Raw genomic sequence first — 21,346 nt, 5'->3', positions numbered from 1 at the left:
TTAATTTTTTTAGAAAGCCTCTTTCTAGATCAAATAAGTTGTTATTAATTTATAGTCAACCGTGTTACGTATTTAAATGCTGTTCTCTTCGCAAATCAGGCTACACTCTTTGACAAAGATAATGTTCATTTTATTATTATGTTAAGCAATTATAATTAAAATAAATATCTTTTAAGTGATTAGCACTGATTATATCCTTTGTGGTACGCTTGACGGGGAAGTCAACCATTGTTCTTGTAATAAATAGTAGGAAGAGTAGTCATCAATAAACTGTACTTTCGGTCTGGTGAACGAGTTTATCAATTAACCACTTCGTTATCTAGTAGTTCTTAATAAATTAAGTCAAAGTCGAGTTGGGTTAATAGCATAGCTAATTTTAACTTATTTGAGTTTGGCTTGTGCAGATCGATTAGGATATGAATGTTATGAATAGTTCAATACCGTCAACCTCAAAATGTCAGTAGATGTTTCCATAGATCGATAACACCTTGAAATACACGAGTTTGCTGACCGTTGTGCTTCCGAATAGGGCGGCAACTTAGGCTGTTAATCAGTAGAGATTCGTCATCTTGTTTCAACGATACCCCGAGGCTTGCTTCTTGAACTAGCCCTGAGGCTAAGGCTCGACCTCGCATCACGCCAGGGAGACAGCCGCTATTTAAAGGAGGAGTAATCCAGACACCGTCTCGACGCACCAACAAGTTGGCAACTGTTCCACAACAGAGTTCGAGTCGGTTGTTTTGAAGCAAGGCGTCGTCGCCGCCGGCGGCTTCGGCTTCGCGACGTGCCTGGATTGCAGCGCCGTACGCGAAAGTCTTGCATCGACTTACTAAGCTGTCGCTATTACGGCGCTCTAATTGGCTTGTTATCACTGTAACGGGTTTGAAATTCGTCTGGCAAGGGGTCAGGGTCAGCCAGAAACGATGCACATTTGAGACAGGCAAGCTGATTGTCCGTTGTTGTTCCGAACCCCGGCTCCAATTTAGACGTAGAGCTCCACTGCCCTTAATCAAACCGCTTTTATTGATGGCATCCTTAATTAAAGGGGTGAGTTTCTGTCGTGTCGGTGGAATATCCATTCCAAGTAAAGAAGCGCTTGCTACCCAACGCGCAAGATGCTCGGTGAGTAATTGCGGCACACCATCCAAAATCAACACGGTTTCGAATAGACCATCTGCCAATTGCAGGCCTCGGTCACTTAGAGGAAGTTGAAGGCTGTCAGGAGAACCCCAACAACCATCTATCCAGGCAACGCTTATTGGCATGCCAAGGTCTCTAGCAGAGGCTGAAGTTTCCAGCTCAGTTCTTCTGCTTCGCCGTCAGGATCTGAGTCAGCAACGATGCCACATCCGGCATGGGCTCGCAGGGTTTGACCTGTACGGATTAGTGACCGGATCAGGATATTGCTATCAAAGCGACCATCCCAGTCGATGCGGACTAGCGAACCGCAGTAAGGACCTCGACTAGTGGGCTCCAACTCATACAAACGCTGGCAAGCGCGTAGTTTCGGGGCACCACTTACCGACCCACCAGGCCAGCAGGCCTTAAGGAGATCTACCCAGCTCAGTCCTTCCTGTAACTGCCCTTCCACTACGGATGTGAGGTGATGGACCGAGGCATAGCTTTCCAAGCCTACAAGTTGAGGTACTTGAATTGATCCCAAACAGCAAACGCGGCCTAGATCATTGCGGAGAAGGTCAACGATCATCACATTCTCAGCCCGATCTTTGTCGCTGCAAACTAGCTCAGCTGCTAGATCTGCATCGCGCAGGGGATCGCTATGACGAGGTCGAGTGCCTTTGATCGGTCGGGTTTGAACCCTGCCAAAGCAGTCCACAGAGACAAATCGTTCCGGTGATGAGGAGATCAAAGCATCATACTTTTCCGTGATAACTAGGCCAGCAAACGGCGCGGGGCAACGCTTTCGAATACGCAGGAATAGTTCCAGTGCATTAGTATCGGATGGCCAAGTGGTGCTGTAGCAAACACTGAGATTGGCTTGGAAGAGATCACCAGCAGCAATCAGATCACAGATACGCCGAACGCCATTAGAAAATCCGGCTTGATCGGTGTGGTGAGTCCAAGCATGGAGGGGAATAGGTACAGGTTTGGTTTCTGGAACCGTGGGCGTATCAGCTAGGGCGTGCATCATCGACATCACCATACTCAGACTGGTTCCTTCAATCGAAAAAATCCGCTCTTTAAGATCGAAACGAAGAATCGGATCATGACGCGCGATCCAAAGGCTTGGCATGGGATCATCCGACCAGGGGTTGCTCGGTTCGGACCAAGCGGCGGCTTCATAACTGAGCCATCCAGTCCAATGGCCATAGCCGAGTTTTCGTAAAGCCTTGAACGGGTTGCTTGCCCCCTGCTCCCCTGGTCGTCCTTGACAGCGTACAGTTTCGACAGGTGCAACCCCTAGAGTGACCCAACGCCCTAGATCGCTCCCATCTCCATCAAGCCAGACCAGGCCCTGTTCCCCATAAAGGTGTATGAGTTGTTGGGCCACTATGGATGGTGCGCGCCAAGGAATCACAAGGCGTTGGAAACTATTCATTGTGAGGCGTTGCTGCAAAGATCTGATCGGCCGGCATTGCACAGGGCTGCATCACGAATTCGGCAGCTGTCGCACACTCCGCAAGGAGTAGCCTCACCGCTATAGCAACTCCAAGTTTCTTCGATCGGAAGCCTAAGGCGCAGTGCTTCTTTCACGATTCTAGTTTTGTCCCATTCCACAAGTGGTGCCCAGAGCCGAGGTTCACGCCCTTCCCGTCCAGCTTGACTGGATAAAGCGGCCAACTGCTGGAAGGCCTCGAGGTAATCCGGACGACAGTCGGGGTAGCCGGGGTAGTCAATGGCATTCACCCCGAGTATGAGACGTTCCGCGCCGCGAGCCTCGGCAAGACTCAACCCAATTGCAATGAATACTGTGTTGCGGCCAGGTACATAAGTCGTAGGTACAACACCTTCTTCTACACCATTGGTCGGAACCATTTGGCTAGGATCTGTAAGTGCTGAACCACCCCATGCTCCAAGGTTAACTTTGATCTGGTAGTACTCTGTAAGCTGGAGATGTGTAGCTATGCTGGCAGCGGCCCTCAGTTCGCGCCTATGGCGTTGACCATAGTCGAAGGATAGTCCAATCACATGATCACCATTTTCCTGAGCTAATGCAACAGCAGTCGCTGAATCAAGTCCGCCGGAAATTAAAGCGACTGCGGTGCGTTGGGCCATACACTTAAACCTGAAAAGATTTTTTTGATCGGTAAAATAACCACCCGGCCTTGGGCCAAGTTACTCTGAAACTTTGGTCAGCTCATGCAGAGCGCAGTAGTCTTGTGCATCTAGTTCTGTTCCCTTCGCTTGATTTAAGAGTTGCACCAGTCCTTTTAATCCAAGATCTTCCAGTCCATTAACAGCAGTTTCTTGAAGGAATAACGTCATATCTTTGCGGAGCAAAGAGGTACTAAAGTTGGGGTCAGCGTAGTGTCTGTGCAGCATCCTCTCAAGTTTTTTGTCGAATGTAGGTGCGTAGAGGGCTGAGGGTCGCAGAATTTCCATGAAAGTCTCTACGGATACGCCCGCCTGCTGAATCAAGCGTAGCGACAATGAAAAGCTGTGGGTAAGACTGGCAATTAACTGGTTCAGGGCAAGCTTGGTTGCGGCGCCGCAACCTACTGGTCCTACTAGCTTTGGTCGTTTGCAGAGATAGTTAAGCAGTTGATAGTGCTGCTCGAAGATAGTGACATCGCCACCGGCCATTACCAGCAGGTTTCCGCTGAGAGCCTGAGGTTTGCTTCCAAGCACCGGCGCTTCAAGATAGCTGCCACCCTGTTTGATTACCTGTTTCGCCAAATTTTTGCTTTCGCTGACACCCATGGTTCCCATCGGGATGAGTGTGGTGTTTTGAAGAGAGCCAAGCTCACGCACAACCTTCGCAGTGACCGGACCATCCCGCAGCACGGTGATTACTACTTGACATTTTGCAGTGACCTCGAAAAGATTGCTTAGCTCAATTGCCCCCAGTTCGAGCAACAGCCGGAGACGTTCTCGAGTTCTATTCCAAGTTTGTACGGTTACGCCTTCGTTCAAATACCGCTGGGCGATAGCTTTGCCTAGGGAACCAGTACCTAGTATAGCTACAGATGTCATAACTTGAGCAAGAACTAAAGCTTTTCGAGAATCAAGGTAATGGACACCGGGTCAGCGAACCCCAAGCCATTTATGACTTTGTAGACTCAGTCGCCAGCGTGGATGTTGTTTGACATAGTGAACGGTTATGGCTTGAGCAATTTTGTTATCCCATACGGGTTGTAAGAGGAGTTGGGCTGTCGTTGAAGTGTCGTTAGCCAAAGCCATGGCGAAAGCTAAATCCTCGACATCAAGGACTACCACCTTCAGCTCATCGCAGCGTGTTAGGACCTCGCGCTTAGGAGGGTGGTGCCGCTTGGGGGATAGGGTGACCCAGTCGAAACGTCCACTAAGGAAATCTACCCCGCTTGTCTCCAAGTGGAGCGGCAACGCACAGGCGTAGCTTAAAGCGTTGGTTAATGGTTGTAGATTATGGTGGAGGGGCTCTCCCCCGGTAATTACTACAAAGGCTGCTCCAGCATCCCCGGCTTGATGAGCCTCTGCAGCCAAAGCTTCCACATCCAATTGGGTATGGTTGGCCATGGGCCAAGAGTGCTTAGTATCGCACCAGGGACAACCTACATGACAGCCTGCTAAACGAATGAAGAAGGCACTGCGACCCGCGTGGTGACCCTCTCCCTGTAGGGAATGAAAGGTTTCTACCACAGGGATGAACCTTGTGTCATTCATTAAATGGTCACTCCTTCTTGATTACCGATGGCTTGAGTCGGTGAAACGGTCAGTTGTTTTTGGGCGGCTTCGATCAAGCCTCGGAAAAGAGGATGGGGCCTTCCTGGTCGAGACAAAAACTCTGGGTGGTACTGGCAGGCGGTGAAGAATGGGTGGCCTTTGAGTTCGATCAATTCCACTAACCGGCCGTCGGGCGATGTTCCGCTTACGACATAGCCCGAATCAAGAAAGCGTTTACGATACTTGTTATTGAACTCGAAGCGGTGGCGATGACGTTCGTACACCACCTGTTCACCATAAAGGCGTTCTGCCAATGTGCCTGGAACAATCTGACAAGGATAAACGCCGAGTCGCATCGTGCCGCCGAGATCAGCCACATCTTGTTGTTCGGGCAAAAGATGAAGCACCGGGTGTGGCGTGCCGGCATCCAATTCTGTACTGGTCGCCTCCGTTAGCTCAGCTTGATTACGCGCCCATTCAATTACTGCTGTTTGCATGCCGAGGCAAAGGCCCAGAAAGGGTATGCGTTGCTCGCGAACCCAACGAATAGCGGCAACCTTGCCATCCACGCCGCGGTTGCCAAATCCACCTGGAACGACAACGGCATCCATGCCGCGCAGTAGAGAGTCGGCACAATTATTTTCGATTTGTTCGGCACAGACCCAATGCAAGTCAAGTGACGCGTCTTGAGCGACGCAAGCGTGGCGCAGCGCTTCTACCACGGAAAGATAGGCATCGTTCAGCTGAACATACTTGCCAACCAGGGCGATTCTCACTGATGGCCCAGGGTTTCGCAGATTATATACGAGCTGCGACCAAGCAGTCATATCGCTTTCATGATCAGCGAGTTGTAAGACATCCAAGACTTCGCGACAAAGCCCTTCCCGTTCAAGAGTCAGGGGCACCGCGTAAATGGTATCTGCATCAAGCGATGGGATTACAGCCCGGTTGGGGACGCCGCAAAAGCCTCCGATTTTGCGTTTGAGATCGTCGCTAATTTCTCGGTCGCTTCGGCATACCAATATGTCGGGTTGGATACCAATAGAACGTAGCTCTTTAACAGAGTGCTGCGTGGGTTTTGTCTTGAGTTCGCCTGAGGTACCAATAAACGGCAGTAGGGTGACGTGGATGTAAGCCAGGTCTTGATGACCCATATCGCCTTTGATTTCACGAATAGCCTCGAGAAACGGCAGTGACTCGATATCGCCAACGGTGCCACCGATTTCTGTGATGATCACATCGGCACCGCTGTTAGCAGCCACACGGTGGATCCTGTCGCGTATCTCACCTGTAATGTGCGGGATCACTTGCACCGTGCTGCCATTGTAGTCACCTCGTCGTTCTTTGTTGATTACCGATTGGTATATGGAGCCAGTAGTTACGCTATTAAGGCGCGACATTGCAGTGTCGGTGAAGCGTTCGTAGTGACCAAGGTCAAGGTCTGTTTCAGCGCCGTCCTCGGTGACGAAAACTTCTCCATGCTGGTACGGGCTCATTGTCCCTGGATCTACATTAAGGTAGGGATCCAGTTTCAAGATTGAAACGCTATATCGACGCGACTTGAGGAGTCGACCCAAGCTGGCAGCCACAATTCCTTTTCCGATGCTCGAAACGACACCACCGGTAATGAAGACGAACTTGGCCATGACCCGTCTGTCGATTCTTCAAACTAACTGGCGCTGGAGTTATGGACCATCGCTATGGTAAACCATAAGGGAATCGCGGTATATGAACGGTGCAGTCGTCAGGAATCCAGTCCTTGTATATAATCTCTGATCCTGCTACATTTCTGGGGTTGGCGTAACTTAAACAAAGCGCGGGTTTCAATTTGTCTTACTCGTTCCCGCGATAGCTTCAGCTGCTCTCCGATTTGAGCCAGCGTTTGTGGCGTGTCATCTTCTAGGCCGAAACGTTGGCGGATCACAGCTGCCTCGCGACCGGTGAGCTCATTGAGAAGCTCTTCAAGATCGTTGTGGAGTTCGTCGTGAGTTAGTGTTTGCTCAGGAGTAGCCTTATCGTCTTCGATTAAATCACCGAGTTGGATGTCTTGGTCTTTTCCAACACGGCTATCCAGGGAAACGGAGCGTGGAACTCGTTCCAAGGTTTGACGAACGATGTCTTCATTAATGCCTAGCTCCCTTGCAAAATCTGTAATCGAAGCAATACGCCCTTCATTGACAGCAATCTGCTGCTGTATTCGTTTGATCTGACTAAGTTTCTCCGTAATGTGGACAGGTAACCGGATAATGCGGCTCTGGGTGGCAATAGCCCGGGTCATTCCTTGGCGGATCCACCAGTATGCATAGGTACTGAACCGGAAGCCACGGGTGGGGTCAAACTTTTCGACTGCGCGTTCTAGTCCAAGGGTTCCTTCCTGAACGAGGTCTAGAAATTCTATGCCTCGCTGCTGATATTTCTTTGCCACTGCCACTACCAGACGAAGATTGGCCTGGATCATGTGATTTTTTGCACGGCGCCCATTTCGGAGACCAATCTTGAGCTCTTTTACGTCTAACGAGGCTCGTTTAGCCCAAGACGTATAGCCAGAATCAACTCGTGATTTCAGCTCCTGCAGGCTTAAATCTGCAGCACGAGCCCACTCTTGCTTGGTTGGCCAATGACTATGGTGATTAGCCTCACGATGTTGCAGTTCTTCCAAGCGATGCAATTCACCAATTACTGGATCAATATCGGCCAGTGCCTGTTGCTGTTTTAGCAATGTTTCGCGTAGCTGCACGAGCCGTGCCAGGGTCACTTCCTCTTCGCTGGTAAGCAGGTCTACCCGGCTAATGTCTTGCAGATACAGCCGCAACAAATCAGTCGTACCACCGGAGCGGTGTTCTAAGCGCGACAAAGACTGAAGATAAATAATTCCCTCTTCAGGGTTCCTCGTAGTTCCAGTTGCGGGCGGAAAATACTGAATCCTTTCCGGATCTGACTCAGTCGTCGATCCTATCCACCCAGGTGCTGGCTACATGGAGTTCTGTTAGCTGCTTATAAGCCACCCTGCTGGGAGCGTTTGTCATCGGGCAGCGAGATTGTTGCGTTTTTGGGAAGGCGATAACGTCACGGATCGACTCTTCGCCTGCCAGTAGCATTACCATACGGTCCATGCCGAACGCCAGGCCGCCATGAGGGGGAGCACCCATGTCGAGGGCGTCGATGAAGAAGCCGAATTGTTCTTGGGTCTCTTCCGGAGACAAACCTACTGTTTGCAATACCTGACGTTGCAACGTGGAGTTATGGATACGCAGGGAACCACCACCGAGCTCTATCCCGTTCAATACAAGATCGTAAGCCTGAGCCCGAGCTGATGGGAGGGTGTTTTCCCACTGTGCTTGATCACTGCCGAGGTCAATCTTGTTGGGAGCACAAAACGGATGGTGCAGAGCCTCGTAACGGTTCTCGTCACTATTGAATTGGAACATTGGGAAGTCCACTACCCAGACGAAGTTCCATGTCTCATTTGCACAATTTGGCTTGATGAGGTTCATGTCATGAGCGAGGTACTGGCGCACACGGTCGAGGGCTTTGTTAACGATGGCTGTTTTACCGGCGCTGAATAACAGCAAAGTGCCAGGAGTAGCGCCAGTGCGATGGAGTAGCTCGAATTTTTGCTTTTCGGAAAGGTTATCTTTGATCGCACCGATGGTGTCTATTTCTCCCCCGTCACGCACACGGATGAAAGCGAGACCGCCAGCACCAGCTGCTTGGGCTTCACCAAATATATCTCCACCCGGTTTGATACGTACGTTGGAGAGCGTATCGTTGCCTCCGGGTACAGCTATCACCTTTACGGATCCGCCTGACTTGACAGCGCTGCTGAACACCTTGAAACCCACGTCTTGGACGATGTCAGAGACGGTCACTAACTTCATGCCATAGCGTGTGTCTGGACGGTCGGTGCCATAACTCTCCATCGCATCGGACCAGGTTATGCGTGGAAATGGACAGGAAAGTTCGATTCCTTTGACCGACTTCCAAATCGCGCAGATCAAGGCTTCGTTGAGCTGCAGGATCTGCTCTTCGTCCATGAAACTCATTTCAATGTCCAATTGGGTGAATTCCGGCTGGCGATCGGCACGTAGGTCTTCGTCTCGGAAGCAATGGGCAACTTGGTAGTAACGCTCGATACCACCTACCATCAGTAACTGTTTAAACAACTGCGGCGACTGGGGTAGAGCAAACCAATCCCCGCCACAGACGCGGCTAGGAAGCAGGTAGTCGCGGGCACCTTCCGGGGTCGAGCGGGTCAGGATTGGCGTTTCCACCTCGATAAAACCTTCGTTCTCGAGGAAGCGACGGGCTATTTGGATCGTACGGGCCCGTAGTCGAAGGTTATCGCTCATGCGCTTACGGCGTAAATCGAGATATCGGTGACGTAGGCGTAGCTCCTCGCGCGTGTTCTCCTCGTTATGAGCAGAAATCGGTAACGGCAGATTTCTAGTTACGTTGTTGAGCACAGTTATCTCATTCGCGAGAATCTCCACTGCACCGGTCGCAAGCCTGCTGTTAAATGATTGAGCAGGGCGGGCTCTTACTTTTCCACTAACTTGCAGCACAGTTTCGCTGTGCAAGTGTTCAGCGACATTAAAGGCTTCTGTACTTAGATCCGGATCCACCGTGATCTGAACTGTGCCGCTTCGGTCGCGCAGATCGATAAAAATCACACCGCCATGATCACGACGGCGATCCACCCAGCCACAAAGCTGAACAATCGCATTGATATCATGTTCGCGCAGGTTGCCGCAATTGTTACTGCGCATGGGAGTCTTAGCTGGTGACAGGCGAGTGTCCCATAACCTCAGCTTCTGTCATAGGCGTGGACATCTATAAAAAGGGCGCCGCGTCACAATTGCTGGCTCAACCTTACCCCGTATCTCTACTTTTACCGTCACGCCTACCTTTGCAAGGGCTGTTGGAATTGAAGCCAGGGCAATTGGCCTCTCCAGGGTGGGGGACCAGGTTCCACTTGTGATCACACCCACACGTTTGCCATCATGAAGCACTGGGTAGTTGTGACGAGCGATAGCACGCCCTTCCAATTTCAAGCCGACTAGTCTTTTGTTTGGACCAGCCTTTACAATTTGTTCCAGAGCCTGACGGCCTATGAAGTTAGCAGGCATTTCTAGATGAACCAGCCAACCCAGGCCTGCTTCAAACGGGTTGGTGTTCTCGCTCATATCTTGACCGTAGAGGTGCATAGCTGCCTCTAAACGCAGGGTGTCACGTGCACCAAGACCGCAGGGGGCTACACCTTTCTCAAGAAGTTGAGTCCATAGTCGTTGGCCATCTTCTGCAGACAGCAGAAGCTCGGCACCGTCTTCTCCTGTATAACCAGTCCGAGCAGTGAAAATTGCATGGCTCAGGCCCTTCAAATGAAGTTCACGGTGGCCGAAACGAGGTAAACCACTAAGACTTACACCACTAAGTTGTTCCAGCAGGGGGATGGCCTGATGTCCTTGCAAAGCCAGTAAAACCCCACTAGCCTTGACGTCGGTCACGGTTAGACCTGCAGGCTCCATGTGTTGACGAATCCAGGCAGTGTCACTTTCTGTACATGCCGCATTGACCACTAAGATCAAAGCACCGCGTTCACTGTCGATGGCTCCGAGGTCATAAACAATTAGATCGTCGCGAATGCCGCCGCGCTCATTAAGCAGAACGGTATAGGCTGCCTCGCCGGGTCCAATGCGATACAGATCGCTCGGAACGAGTTGCTGGAGCATATCTTTTGGATTTTCTCCTTCTAACCTCAAAACCCCCATGTGAGAAATATCAAACATTCCTACGCTGTTGCGGACGGCTTTATGCTCTTGGATAACGCCACTGAATTGCATGGGCATATCCCAACCAGCAAAGGGCACCATTCGACCACTTCTGGCTCGGCATAGCTCATAAAGAGGTGTGCGCATTAGGGTCATAGACAAGTAAGTGACGTAGCGCAATCTTATGGAGAGCTTTAGCTGATTGAGGCAAAACAGGGAATCTGCAAGTATTAGCTGATTTATATTTTTAAAGCTATCTTTAGTGTAAAGATTATTAATTAGCGAGACCATCCTCTGGTCTAATAGGAGAGATTATCTCACCTAATTTGATATTACGTGGCAGCTGTTGGGAGGTTGGTGCTGCTTGCATCGGCTTCGTATCAATGCCCAAGTAACTGATCTAGTTATCTGTCGTTGATTTACACAACATGTTTGCTCCAGCTGTCTCAGTTGCATGCTTTGTCGTCTCGAGGTATGGATTGGCGTCGGTTTGAGCCGGATCAGTTGCTGACTAAAGCGATTTCGTAAGTACTTGCAGATTCTGAGTTGGTGTTTGTATCTCTGTATCAGTCTCTGCTCTAAATTGCAAGATATTGTTTTTAGAGCTGGTTGCTGGGACCCTATTACCTATCAACTTCCGTAGTAAAGTTAAAGTCATTGGATATCGTTAGTAAACGGTAAAACACTTAATAGTTCATGGATTCATATGATGCCAACAGGTCTATTTGTGTTCCACCAGGGAGGCCTATGGTGCATTTATGCGTGTAGCTAGGGAAGACTTGTAGAACTGGTGGCGGTTCTGGTAAGTCGCTTTATCAAATTCTCACGCTAATTTGATACTTTCTGCGCTTAACAGTCTATTTCTTGCGAATAAGCTCACGCATCTGAGACAGCAGCGTGCTAAGCTCCGATTGTATCCGCTAAATTGTTAGCTCCAAGTAGCATTAGCAAACTACGTGTCACTTTTGCAGCCAACAGGGCACTGACACCGCTGCTGTCCAGATGAGGCGCAAGTTCAACCACGTCTGCTCCTACTAACCGATGCCCTCGGAGTCGACTAACGCAGTCTGCGAAATCAGACCAAAAACAACCGCCCGGTTCTGGAGTCCCAGTCCCCGGGGCTATAGCTGGGTCGAACCAGTCCAAATCGACAGTGATGTAGATCGGATTGCCGTGGAAGGGGGCAAGCCTCTGGCGCAGATCTTCTGCAGTCCGTGTGAAGCGACCGCTACTTCGCAACTCTTCAAATTCTTTTCTTGTGCCACTGCGGATGGCGAGTTGAAAGAGGTTGCCACTGGGCAAGATTTCCAGGCAACGGCGCATGGCACATGCATGGCTGTAACGAGAGCCAAGCCACTCATGGCGCAAATCAGCGTGGGCATCTAATTGGATTAGCACCAAATCTGGGTGCCGTCTCGCTATAGCCGCGACGGCTCCGGAGCTGATTGAGTGCTCACCACCCAGCATCAAGGGTTTGAGACCCAAATCAAGAACTGTTTCGGTGGCCTGCTTAACTGTATCTATGACGGGTTCTGGGGCTCCAAACGAGATATTCACAGACCCAAGGTCTGCGAAGCAAAAATCATCGAGATCTCGATCGAGCTGTGGACAATATGTCTCGATTCCGTTGCTGACTTCTCGAATAGCGGCCGGGCCGAACCGGGTACCGGGGCGGAACGAGGCCGTACCGTCGTAAGGCACACCGAACAAGCCAACAGAGCAACCTTTGGGGTCACGTTGAGACCCCATGTAAATAGTCCCGTCGGTGTTGAATAGTTTGGTCATTGGTCCAGTTGCCTTGCAATGAATGCTGGAACAGCAGCAAAGGCTCCTCGTTGCCAACCGGGACTCCACACGTCGCAAGCATCAGCAATGGCTTTGGATCGTTGGGCATTGGGTTCTCGGTATCTAGGACTCTCCATAGCGGCGAATGTCCAGCTCCACCAACCACTTGGGTAAATTGGCACCCAGCCATACAAAGGATCAGCGTGGTCAAAAATATCCCTCAACAGGTTCACCACGGCGCAGTGAACAGCCCGAAAGGCTTCCGGCGACTCGCTTTGGGTGGCGAAGATGCCTCCAGGTCTGAGAATTCGGCGGCAATGCTCGAGGAATTGCTTACTAAACAATCCTTCTGCTGGTCCTGCGGCATCTGAACCATCCACGAGCACCACGTCGTAGCTGTCCGCTGGAGCATTAGCTACCCATAGGACTCCGTCGTTCACTGTAAGGTGGAGGCGAGGATCGCTCCAGGCAAAGCTGCCAATGCTCGAGAGGTGCTCGCGGCTTAATTCCACAACACGACCATCGATTTCCACTAAGTCCAGATGTTTAACATCTTGATGGCGTAGGCATTCGCGCGCTGTGCCACCATCGCCGCCACCGACCACTAATACTCGTTCCACATTTACTGCCCCACAAAGGGCTGGATGAACCAATGGTTCGTGGTAGTAGCGCTCTTGTCCTTCTGCCGTCATCCAGCAGCCATCGAGCAAGAGCCCTCGCCCATAGCGCTCGCTGCGAATCACCGTGATGTGCTGAAATGGGCTGGTGTCTTCTGCTATCACCTTACCAGCGAGCCCGTAACGAACGCCTTGATGGTATTCATCGATCCAGCCATCCGCGCTGCTGTGCGCTTTACCTGCTTCAGTTTGGAATCCTAAAAATTTGGCACTGAACATTGCAAGTGCTACGTTCTACTTGGCTATGATTGTAATTTACAGCGCTCTGTTGTTAGAAAGTATGAGATCGTTGTGAATAAAAAGCAACTTAATGACCTTTTAAATAACCACTATCGACAATTTATTTATTAAATTTACAGTTAATAACAAGAATGTTTAGACTTGAAATTAATTTATTTACTCTTTTTATAAAAAATTAAAATATCTCACAATTGTTATGGCCAGCTAAATTGTTTCCATTATAAGTTTGAAAAAAAGATATTTTTAACTATATATGGGTGTAGAATTCTTCAGGTGCGCCACCATCTTGACTATTATATTGAATAGCATTGGCGTTAGAGAAAAACATAGGGGGATCATAGAGTTACTTTTATTCTCTTGTTGCTGCTGCTGCTGCATCACCTGTTGGTCAACGGATTGCTGCCTGAGATGAAATGTTGCTAGCCGCTCATTTTAAGTTAAATTAGAAGTAGAATTACCTGATTTAGGTTTGTATTTCGTCACTTTTTAAAGTTTTTAAGCCATCTCGATTACTGCATCGAATTAAGACCCCAGACAACAAACTTGTTTAGGATAGCGACGGCGTTGGTTAAAAACCAGTCTTAAGTCATGGACCATAAAGCCAAGAAGATTGGTCATCAGCAAATTCATTAGAGAAACTGGCCAGAGTCCCAGTAAAATTGAATGCAGCAATGTGCCTGTGACCAGAATTAACGAAACTTGTAACCTGCAAGTATTGAATGTTGCAATAGCAGTCAGACTTAGATTTGAGTCGGTTGCTCGAATCAGACCAAAGCCAGATAAGAATATCTAAAGATTTGCAGCATAGCTGCGCGCGCGGTTTTAGGCTGATAGAGTTGATGGATAGCTAGGCTGGTTTTACCTGAGTTGGTTGTATTCAGTCGGGCAGGATGAATTTGGGGGCGATTAGCTCAGCGGTAGAGCACCTCCCTTACAAGGAGATTGTCACTGGTTCGATCCCAGTATCGCCCATTCCGCCAAGTCCCTTGCTAGATAATCGATTTTCTGCTTCGGCAGGGGAGCCCGTCTTTCGGTATAGTCTTAGTGTTGGGTATGTCTAAAAGCTGGTTGCGCCAGTGGTTTTCACTGGCTGATCGGCTACAGTAGAAGCCTCTGAACTATTCGGTCTAGACGCTTGTAATTGGCTACCAGTCAGGCGATGAAATAGAAGATCATTGGAGCGGTGGTGGCCTTTGCTAGCTCGATTGGATGACTGGAGTGGGGCTCAACAGCGACCGCGGAAGCAAAGCCTACCCGTACTGGCTAGCTTTTCCCTCTGCAGATGCGAAATTCCCCGTATGTCACGTCTCAGAGAGACGCAGACGGGTGGGGCGAGTGTGAGGTCTCGCCTTTTGTTGGCATCCTTGGGTCAACATCCGGGTTAAGCGATGCTTACTAACGGGAAGAAGAACAAAGTCGCTGCACAAATTTAGGAGCTTATAAACAACGTTATTGAGGTTATGAAGCGGGAACACAATCTACACAACGTCGCTAGTGAGTCAACCTGTACCCTCGTGGAGCTTGGCGAGCAATGTCGTGCTCACGGTCGAGCAAAAGCATGATCATTCCAATTAACGACTCTTAACCCGAAGGCCGGCTGCAGTGATTGCATGTGATTTGTCTAAAGCATGTCACTCCAGAAGATAAGAATCGCAAAGCATGGTAATCACTTTGAAAGCTTTGTTGTCCTAGCTATTTCAAGCGTATTACAGGGCTTCATTGTATTTGTAGCCCGCCTCAACCGGCTCTTTTAATCCGCCTAGCTGAATTGAATTAATGCTTTAGACGCGTTTTGACGTTGTGTCCCATACAAGCCCCTGCCCTAGAGGTCGAGCAGAATATTTATGAGACTTCTACGCCCAAGCCGTGGCTAATTCTATACCGCCTTGATCCGAGATTAAGTTTAACCAATTCTTATCAGAGTTTGTATCTTTGCAGAATTTGAAAAAAGGCTACTCTGATTTTTTGTAAGTGCTCTTCTATTGGCTGCTTTTCGGTTACTGCAGTATCCCTCTTAAAATCTCCTTCAACCTAGGCGTAGCCGCTTTCCTCCGAATTCCCCTTTCCTTAATCTGAAACATTACGCTGCCGCCATTGTCAGCCGCAACCGCTTCATGTCTCTTATCTTCGGGCATCCCCGCTTCACAGCCACTCGAAGTCATCTGGCATCAGCGGCATAACCTTCTGCGTGAGCTTATCGGTTGGGATTAGGCAAAAACCAACTAAGTCTCGATGCTTGTCTGTTAGTGTCTGCTTTCGTCATACGGGAAAGCCTAATTCCTCGCAGTTAAACCCAGAAAATCAAGAGAAGTCTCATAGTTGCTTTTTGCGGCCGTTTCGACAGAGTGAACAATTTGCAAAACGCGGTTTTGCATAGCTACGCATAATTTTATGAAAGTTGAAAAGCTACGGTTGACTGCGATCCTCACGTATTCGGACTAGCTGTGTCCGGCTCTCCTTGATTCCCACAGCAAACCCAAGCCTTTTACTGTCTTTGACACAGAAAGCTACTCAGTAAAAATGGCCTTCCCACGTTACTAGATAACAAGTTTTTAATGTTCGTTTAATATGATTTAATAGATGCTGATACCTGGCTACCTTGCCAGTAACTTCCTTGACGTTCTCCGAAGGCGATTGTTGGCTATGGACTAACTAGGTCAGAGCTCTACAATTGAGTGTACTGCGGAGTTAAAACTTGGCTTTGTGTGACGCGTTTGCCATAACTTCATAATAGGTACGCTGGCCACTGATAGCGCCTAGAGCAAAGCCTCTTTGGTTGTATAAGGATGCATTGATTAATATCCAGAATCTATAAATTTCACTATGGTCGATTATTCCCCAAAATTCTGGAAACAGTAAAAATCAGTGGATAAATCACTTCCAAGGTGGGTAAATCAATTAATTTTTAGCAATGAAATGCTAAATGAGTAAAAGAGCTGATTGCTTAATATGCCCTGGTCGACGAGAATAAAGCCTATAGAGATAGGAGGTGCTTGTGATAGCCGAAACTCCACCTGAGCAATTATTAGAAGTAGCCTGAGCTGTTCGGCCCCTGCTCCAGCTTTCAGTTCAACCGTGAGCTCGCGTTTGGTGCGACATTAAGTGCGCGTCAATCCAATCGCTTCTCCCCTACGTCGCTGCAGGTGCCCTTGTGGGAGAGGAAGGTTTCACACCTGACCCCAAGGTCTGCCGTCGGTCGGTCACTTCTTTCGTTTTCTATAGCCAGCTTTTGCTCGAATAGCCTCGGGCTTCACAGGTTTGGCTGCATTAAACAGACTAATCGGCGACATAGACAAATCAGGCAATTGGGCCGTCTCCTCTATTTGAGGGAGACGGCTTCTTTGTCACAGTATTAGTGCTGATCAATGACGTTGAGTTGGTAGATATAGTTTAAAATTTCATTAAATTTATTTATAGTCTTCAGCATTTATTAATGCACTAGAAATTTGGTTTGGTTGCAATATGTGTAATCCTAGTTCATTTAGCGATTACATCCAAAGTCTAACTAAAAGGTCAAATATTCTTGTTATAATCGAAATTATTTACAAAATCTTGATAATTGGTTATTAAGTACCAGCTTAGCTCTTTATAAGTTGCTTTAGTCAGCTAGTGCAGACTATTAATTAAAACCTTGACAACCACCGCTAGATACATAAACGAATGAGCAAAGCAACTGAGTAAAGTTTACCAGGTACAGTACTATGTTATACCGTGTACTATACAGTAGCGATCTAGGGATTAATAGGACTATTCGTCGGATATATCTTTGATTTGCATACTTTTCTTTTTATTGTGAAGGTGTAGTAGTAGTCTGCGATGGTTCGACGGATCGGGAATGAATCGGTTGATTGTGGTATTCCTGAGAGTCATAACCTTTTCTAAAGGGTGTAAATAGGAGAAGGTTGCCGGCAACTAAGCCGGCAGTTACCACAACAGCTGTTACTTGTTCTAACCTCTCGATTAGCATCTAATTAGAATCTGAAGGTATGGCTAATTCAAAAACAGAATGGCAAATACTGGGTGTGGCATGAGGTATAGCCATCGATCAGAGCTCCAAGACCAATTTGGTGAGCAATGCCAGCACCAGTTAATCCTTCGATAATTATGCCAATTAGAATGCCGATCATAGCGGCACGACCATTGAAAAGTTCAACGCTCTTGAGTTGCTCCATATGGATTTTACGGGCTGCAACACCTTGGAGCCATGTGTCACTAATTTGAGATTGCTTCATGATGACAAGAATTATGTAAAGAATTATAAATGAAGCTCGAGACCTTTGTGGTCCCTTTTTCTTTTAGCTCCTAGCAATGAACCTGTCCAACAGAATTGGAATCCATCCAGCGGTCATCTTCCAGTAGCTTAGCGCCGGTGCTGGCAAACAACCCTTACATGGTCAGGTACTTAATTCAGAGCACTATTGCCGTATGAGATGCTAACTAGCACAGCGGAAGGGCAGGATACCATCCTATCACCTGAAGCACCATTCTATAGCCCTTAATAATGTTCTTGAGATAGGCAGCCCAAGATCCACCGCTGGCATGACAACGGCACCTAATAAGGCTTTAGGAGCTAATTCAGGATTCAGAAAGCCGTTAGGTTTCAAATAAAGACTCCCTGAGGAGTGTTCAAGCAGGTAATCGTTGCTGCCTACCATCGTTACAGGGGCATCAGTTGTCGTGGGTACGGCTGATCCTTAAGTAGGTCATGCACTTGCCTGGTTTTAGGGCTTGTACGATCTGAAGTTCTAATTGTTTGATTACTTTAGTTGCGGCAAGTGAACCAATTAACCGTAGATCACAGGGTAGTAATCCCGATGTGGCAGGATGATGGATACGATCAGCGGTAAGACCTTGGGGTTAGCAACAATAAGTCAAGATCTCCACACGGTACAGATCACTGCTGAGGAGGTTCCCTCTTCAGTAGGCAAGGGGCTGAAGGAAAGTCTAGAATTCCTCACAGCCAGGGATCTATCAACATCCGTAATCATAAAGTTCAAATAACCATAAGTTAACTTTAAAAATGGGTTGCGGCCAAGGTCATGATGAGGGATTTTGCCGAGTGCGGCAGGCACTACAAAGACCAAAAAATTCAAGTGTGTGAAATAGAAGATCGAAGTCGCCTTGACTGTCTTTCGGGACTGCAATATCTCGAATTGGGCAGTGTTCCAAAGCTTGGGTTAGGCCGCAATCCACACAGGTGAGATGGTGACGGTCCCGTTCTACAGGTGCGTAGAGAGCCTCACCGCTAGGCAAATGACGGCAGCGCACCAGGCCACGTTGATGTAATTGGCGCAGGTTGCGATAGACGGTTGCTAGTCCCATAGCATTTTTGGCGTCTAGGCTGCGATGCAACTGTTGGCCGCTCATTTCGTCATGGCTGGCTTGCAGTGCTTGCAATAGCAATTTCTGACGGGCATTTATGGAGTGAGATGAATCAGCCATGTCGTTACGCTGCCACTAATTAGCGACTGCTGAGGCTCAGCAAGAGCAGCGCCATGCTGCCTAGAAGCTATAGCGTGCAGTTAGCATTCAGTCCAACCCACTGCTATTGCTACGATTTGGCAGCAGCCACTGCTTGAGGGATCGGCGTTTCATCTGCAATAATGGTTGTTTTCAATTTGGGAAGTTAAACGACAGTTAGACTTGTCGCGTTGTTTGCTGTTCAGGGATAGAGACGCTACTCCTTAAAATAGTTGCCGTAATGAAAATAATCTAACGCGAGCAATCAAAAAATAACTCGAGTCAACAGTGTTACGGCAGGGACAATTCCTTCATCGTATGCGGAACCAGTAGATCCAAATGAATTGAAGAGCCTAGGTATGGGTATTGATGAGTTTCTCACTCAATATCCATAGTCGCTGACGTTGTTGTGGATCCAAAGCAGCTGGTGCAATACGGCATTGGGTAGGTGAGCCGCGCAGGCCTCCTAGCTGAGCTGGTCCATAATGTTCACCACCCTGCGCGTTCGGGGCAGTGGCAGCGTAGAGCTGTGGTAAAACACCCATACTAGAGCTTTGGAACAGCGGATCCATCAGTCGATAGACTAAGGCCTCCCAGTGGTTACCACCGCTGGCCAAGGCCGCTGGCTGGAGGTTGGTTCGTGCGATGCCTGGATGGGCCGCAAAAGATTGCACTGAACTGTTCTTGCTTTGCAGACGGCTTTGCAATTCCAATGCAAACATCACATTGGCTAGCTTGCTTTGCCCATAGGCTCCATAACGGTCGTAGCGCTTGGTCCAGTTCAAGTCATCCCATCGAATCCGTCCAAAGTACTGCGCACCTGATGTGACAGTCACTACGCGAGCGTCCGCTTGTGATGCCATCAGTGGCAACAAGCGCTGAGTTAAAGCCATATGGCCTAAATGATTCACGGCAAACTGCAACTCATAACCCTGGGCACTCAACTGGCGCGGTGGTGCCATAATGCCAGCATTGTTAACCAGCAAATTAAGATGGCCATATTGCTCGTTTAGGGAAGCGGCAGCACGACCAACGGAATCCAGATCAGCCAAATCCAGTTCAAGTAAATCCAGACCACTAAGGCCTTCGGTAAGCAATTGACGGCGAGCAGCTTCGCCCTTCTTACGGTTTCGACAAGCCATAATAACCGTTGCTCCTTTTTGAGCTAGAGAGCGGGTGGTCTCGAGACCGAGGCCGATGTTGGCACCGGTGACTAGAGCAAGTCGGCCCTCTTGACAGGGAATGTCGTTGATTGTCCATCCCATATGCGGTCATTCTTCGGGGAAAAGCAGCTCAGCTAACTCGTCGGGATCCACGTCGTAAACGCGAGCGAGGCTGGTTTCGATAGCGCTGGTCACTTCTCCCGACAAGAAGCGCATCGCATTGAGCGCATCTTCTGTGATGTCATCAGTGAGCAGCTTGTCGTCGCCCTCAAGCTTTTCATCGTTGATCATGGCCATTACCCAGCTCTGATAGGCGTAGACCAGGTTGGAGAACTCGAGTTCGGGATCGTTGAGATCCAAGGCCATGGTATGAGCAACCGGTTTTACCAGTCTGGCGTCCTATAGGAAAGAATGAAAACCATGAATTTTGCGGATACCACTGGCCTGTGTGCAAACCATGTTGTTCAATTTCGCCATTGCCGAGTTTATTTGGTCGTATCATAACGACTTGCAGCAGTCCTGAACTGTTAATATTTGACCAAAGCTTTTGATCTAATTCTCCCTTAATTTTACCCCCTGTGGTGGTCAAAGCAGACCGGAGATGCTGCGCAAAAGCCAAGGACTCTGCAGTAACGAGACGAATACGCCGCAGTTTTCAAACGGAAAACCAAAGACTTTAGATTTGCAAGTGGTGAGTCGCCTTGTTAGATTATGAGCTCCGATTTCTTTAGCAAGAATCTAACTTGACCATGGATTTAGAACTTAAAATATACAGTTATATTTGTAAATTATATTCTTAATTCTGCAAGATTATGACTAAACCACAGCTCAAGAGAGAAGAAGCATTGGGTAGTGCACACTACTAACATCATTGGCAATGATGTGGTGAGGCTAGCTGTATTACATGTTATTGCATCGTAACAATGTTGATGAAGTGGATACACAATTCTGCTAATAGGATTAACGTTGGGTCAATTGCACAAGATGAGTGATTCATATCTCCTCCTGCACAGCTTTCTTGCTCTTATCACGAATGAGCTAGTGAAAATCAAAGTAAACTAATCATTACCGTCTAAATCAACGCAAGTTGTTAAAGAATAGTCTGGTATTAAAGTAGTAAAAATATTATTTTAGTTAGAATTTAGTCAAAATTATCGAAAACTTATATTTACCTCGAAGTGTATCTATTAAGTTGTCAGGTTATTATGAAACTATTATTACTGCTAAAGGCTTTTCTCTCTTCCAAAATTAGCAATCGCCTGTTAGTGCAATTTTTATTTTAGTACAATAGTTGGATAAATTTATTTACTAATCTTTCTGTTAATTATCTATCTTTTATGACTGTTGGAGTTAAGAGATTGGAAGTGTCAGCTTTTATAAAGAAATTAATCAACTTTTTGTAAAATTTGAATCAACCTGATCCGATTTA

20 protein-coding genes and 1 tRNA gene are annotated in these 21,346 nt (G+C 48.2%); 3 read left to right on the top strand and 18 right to left on the bottom strand.

Annotation, left to right across the window (positions count from 1 at the left end; translation table 11 throughout):
• Positions 1-449 precede the first annotated feature (449 nt).
• The 11 genes from ABWV55_RS00970 to speE all read right to left on the bottom strand — a co-directional run bounded on the left by ABWV55_RS00970 (position 450) and on the right by speE (position 13,273).
• Positions 450-1,265: an aminotransferase class IV gene (locus ABWV55_RS00970; RefSeq protein WP_353291909.1), complete on the bottom strand. Its 816-nt coding sequence runs from the start codon at positions 1,263-1,265 to the stop codon at positions 450-452.
• The gene (locus ABWV55_RS00965; RefSeq protein WP_353292782.1) at positions 1,256-2,560 is read right to left on the bottom strand and encodes an anthranilate synthase component I family protein; all 1,305 of its coding nucleotides are present in this window, start codon (positions 2,558-2,560) and stop codon (positions 1,256-1,258) included. Before ABWV55_RS00965 ends, ABWV55_RS00970 begins: the two co-directional genes overlap by 10 nt.
• Positions 2,557-3,237 (bottom strand): 7-cyano-7-deazaguanine synthase QueC, encoded by a 681-nt coding sequence (queC, locus tag ABWV55_RS00960; RefSeq protein ID WP_353291908.1) that lies wholly within the window; start codon positions 3,235-3,237, stop codon positions 2,557-2,559. Before queC ends, ABWV55_RS00965 begins: the two co-directional genes overlap by 4 nt.
• Before the next feature lie 60 nt (positions 3,238-3,297).
• A complete protein-coding gene (locus tag ABWV55_RS00955; RefSeq protein ID WP_353291907.1) occupies positions 3,298-4,155 on the bottom strand; it encodes an NAD(P)-dependent oxidoreductase in 858 nt (285 codons plus the stop codon).
• A 51-nt stretch (positions 4,156-4,206) separates the two neighbouring features.
• A complete protein-coding gene (locus ABWV55_RS00950) occupies positions 4,207-4,824 on the bottom strand; it encodes a 7-carboxy-7-deazaguanine synthase QueE (RefSeq protein WP_353291906.1) in 618 nt (205 codons plus the stop codon).
• A complete protein-coding gene (locus ABWV55_RS00945) occupies positions 4,824-6,470 on the bottom strand; it encodes a CTP synthase (protein WP_353291905.1) in 1,647 nt (548 codons plus the stop codon). The genes ABWV55_RS00950 and ABWV55_RS00945 overlap by 1 nt, the downstream gene beginning before the upstream one ends.
• 98 nt (positions 6,471-6,568) lie before the next feature.
• Positions 6,569-7,678, bottom strand: a complete 1,110-nt coding sequence (locus ABWV55_RS00940) for an RNA polymerase sigma factor, RpoD/SigA family (RefSeq protein ID WP_353291904.1) — start codon at positions 7,676-7,678, stop codon at positions 6,569-6,571.
• Positions 7,679-7,763: 85 nt separating this feature from the next.
• Positions 7,764-9,590, bottom strand: coding sequence for an aspartate--tRNA ligase (gene aspS, locus ABWV55_RS00935; protein WP_353291903.1), 1,827 nt, complete (start codon positions 9,588-9,590; stop codon positions 7,764-7,766).
• 48 nt (positions 9,591-9,638) lie between these two features.
• Positions 9,639-10,748: a glycine cleavage system aminomethyltransferase GcvT gene (gene gcvT / locus ABWV55_RS00930; RefSeq protein WP_353291902.1), complete on the bottom strand. Its 1,110-nt coding sequence runs from the start codon at positions 10,746-10,748 to the stop codon at positions 9,639-9,641.
• 744 nt (positions 10,749-11,492) lie between these two features.
• The gene (gene speB / locus ABWV55_RS00925) at positions 11,493-12,377 is read right to left on the bottom strand and encodes an agmatinase (RefSeq protein WP_353291901.1); all 885 of its coding nucleotides are present in this window, start codon (positions 12,375-12,377) and stop codon (positions 11,493-11,495) included.
• Positions 12,374-13,273, bottom strand: coding sequence for a polyamine aminopropyltransferase (gene speE / locus ABWV55_RS00920; protein WP_353291900.1), 900 nt, complete (start codon positions 13,271-13,273; stop codon positions 12,374-12,376). The genes speB and speE overlap by 4 nt, the downstream gene beginning before the upstream one ends.
• Before the next feature lie 921 nt (positions 13,274-14,194).
• On the opposite strand from speE, the gene ABWV55_RS00915 reads away from it, so the two are divergent.
• Both ABWV55_RS00915 and ABWV55_RS00910 read left to right on the top strand, forming a co-directional pair.
• Positions 14,195-14,266: transfer RNA gene (locus ABWV55_RS00915), tRNA-Val, on the top strand.
• Positions 14,267-14,469: 203 nt separating this feature from the next.
• On the top strand, positions 14,470-14,679 hold the full coding sequence (locus ABWV55_RS00910; RefSeq protein WP_353291899.1) for a hypothetical protein: 210 nt from the start codon (positions 14,470-14,472) through the stop codon (positions 14,677-14,679).
• A gap of 612 nt (positions 14,680-15,291) precedes the next feature.
• On the opposite strand, the gene ABWV55_RS00905 is transcribed toward ABWV55_RS00910, so the two are convergent.
• The 3 genes from ABWV55_RS00905 to ABWV55_RS00895 all read right to left on the bottom strand — a co-directional run bounded on the left by ABWV55_RS00905 (position 15,292) and on the right by ABWV55_RS00895 (position 17,526).
• Positions 15,292-15,456 (bottom strand): hypothetical protein, encoded by a 165-nt coding sequence (locus ABWV55_RS00905; RefSeq protein WP_353291898.1) that lies wholly within the window; start codon positions 15,454-15,456, stop codon positions 15,292-15,294.
• Between the two features lie 1,625 nt (positions 15,457-17,081).
• Entirely contained in the window at positions 17,082-17,261 is a 180-nt protein-coding gene (locus ABWV55_RS00900) for a hypothetical protein (protein ID WP_353291897.1), read from the bottom strand.
• A 28-nt stretch (positions 17,262-17,289) separates the two neighbouring features.
• Positions 17,290-17,526, bottom strand: coding sequence for a high light inducible protein (locus ABWV55_RS00895; protein WP_353291896.1), 237 nt, complete (start codon positions 17,524-17,526; stop codon positions 17,290-17,292).
• A 592-nt stretch (positions 17,527-18,118) separates the two neighbouring features.
• Between ABWV55_RS00895 and ABWV55_RS00890 the strand changes: the two genes are divergently transcribed.
• Positions 18,119-18,295, top strand: coding sequence for a hypothetical protein (locus tag ABWV55_RS00890; protein WP_353291895.1), 177 nt, complete (start codon positions 18,119-18,121; stop codon positions 18,293-18,295).
• Positions 18,296-18,331: 36 nt separating this feature from the next.
• On the opposite strand, the gene ABWV55_RS00885 is transcribed toward ABWV55_RS00890, so the two are convergent.
• From ABWV55_RS00885 to ABWV55_RS00870, 4 genes are all read right to left on the bottom strand, one after another.
• Entirely contained in the window at positions 18,332-18,736 is a 405-nt protein-coding gene (locus tag ABWV55_RS00885; RefSeq protein WP_353291894.1) for a transcriptional repressor, read from the bottom strand.
• Positions 18,737-19,107: 371 nt separating this feature from the next.
• The gene (locus tag ABWV55_RS00880) at positions 19,108-20,019 is read right to left on the bottom strand and encodes an oxidoreductase (protein ID WP_353291893.1); all 912 of its coding nucleotides are present in this window, start codon (positions 20,017-20,019) and stop codon (positions 19,108-19,110) included.
• Positions 20,020-20,025: 6 nt separating this feature from the next.
• Positions 20,026-20,283, bottom strand: coding sequence for a hypothetical protein (locus tag ABWV55_RS00875; protein WP_353291892.1), 258 nt, complete (start codon positions 20,281-20,283; stop codon positions 20,026-20,028).
• A complete protein-coding gene (locus ABWV55_RS00870; protein ID WP_353292813.1) occupies positions 20,195-20,536 on the bottom strand; it encodes a hypothetical protein in 342 nt (113 codons plus the stop codon). The genes ABWV55_RS00875 and ABWV55_RS00870 overlap by 89 nt, the downstream gene beginning before the upstream one ends.
• Positions 20,537-21,346: the final 810 nt, after the last annotated feature.

Source organism: Synechococcus sp. M16CYN, assembly GCF_040371545.1.
GTDB lineage: Bacteria > Cyanobacteriota > Cyanobacteriia > PCC-6307 > Cyanobiaceae > Parasynechococcus.
The sequence above is the reverse complement of the archived record's forward strand: the minus strand, read 5'-3'. Positions and strand labels throughout refer to the sequence as shown.